Origin of the sequence: Marinobacterium profundum (assembly GCF_001528745.1) — a bacterium.
GTDB lineage: Bacteria > Pseudomonadota > Gammaproteobacteria > Pseudomonadales > Balneatricaceae > Marinobacterium_A > Marinobacterium_A profundum.
The window spans coordinates 1-693 of the sequence record NZ_BCNS01000065.1; the positions used below are offsets into that span (position 1 = coordinate 1).

The window sequence follows — 693 nt, forward strand, 5'->3', positions numbered from 1 at the left end:
TGTTTTAAAACTCGTGTAGCGTAATAATGTTCCGGATCAGATAATTCCACACCATAGAATGGTGGAGCTATGCGGGATCGAACCGCAGACCTCCTGCGTGCAAGGCAGGCGCTCTCCCAGCTGAGCTATAGCCCCGGAACCGGGTGTACACCAGATGACAAGGCCACTGGTTTTTGGCGGACTTGACCACCGTACAGATCACCAGGTTTTCGCAATATTGCGGAAAACTGACAGACCTGAGTGGACTTGAAGTACCGACCTCACCCATTCTCTATCATGGAGAGTGGGGTGCGCTCTAACCAGCTGAGCTACTATCAATCATTCTAACGAATAATTGGTAGGCCTGAGTGGACTTGAGATACCGAACTCACCCATTCTTTATCATAAAGAGTGGGGTGCGTTCTAACCAGCTGAGCTACTATCAACCATTCTAACGAATAATTGGTAGGCCTGAGTGGACTTGAACCACCGACCTCACCCTTATCAGGGGTGCGCTCTAACCAGCTGAGCTACAAGCCTACATCTAAGCGTTTGCTTTTCAGCCTTACGCTTTTTGCTTACAGAAAATTCTATAAGCATTTCGCTCTCTTTAACGTTTGATCAGATAATTCGTGTGGACGCTATGCCAGAACAAGCCATGTCGTTTAAGGAGGTGATCCAGCCGCAGGTTCCCCTACGGCTACCTTGTTACGA

General features: G+C 48.5%; 2 tRNA genes. Both read right to left on the bottom strand.

The annotated features are described in order from the left end of the window. Nucleotides 1–59: 59 nt before the first annotated feature. Nucleotides 60–135, bottom strand: a tRNA-Ala gene (locus MPRO_RS03180). A 307-nt stretch (nucleotides 136–442) separates the two neighbouring features. Further along, nucleotides 443–519 (bottom strand) — tRNA-Ile (locus MPRO_RS03185). Nucleotides 520–693: the final 174 nt, after the last annotated feature.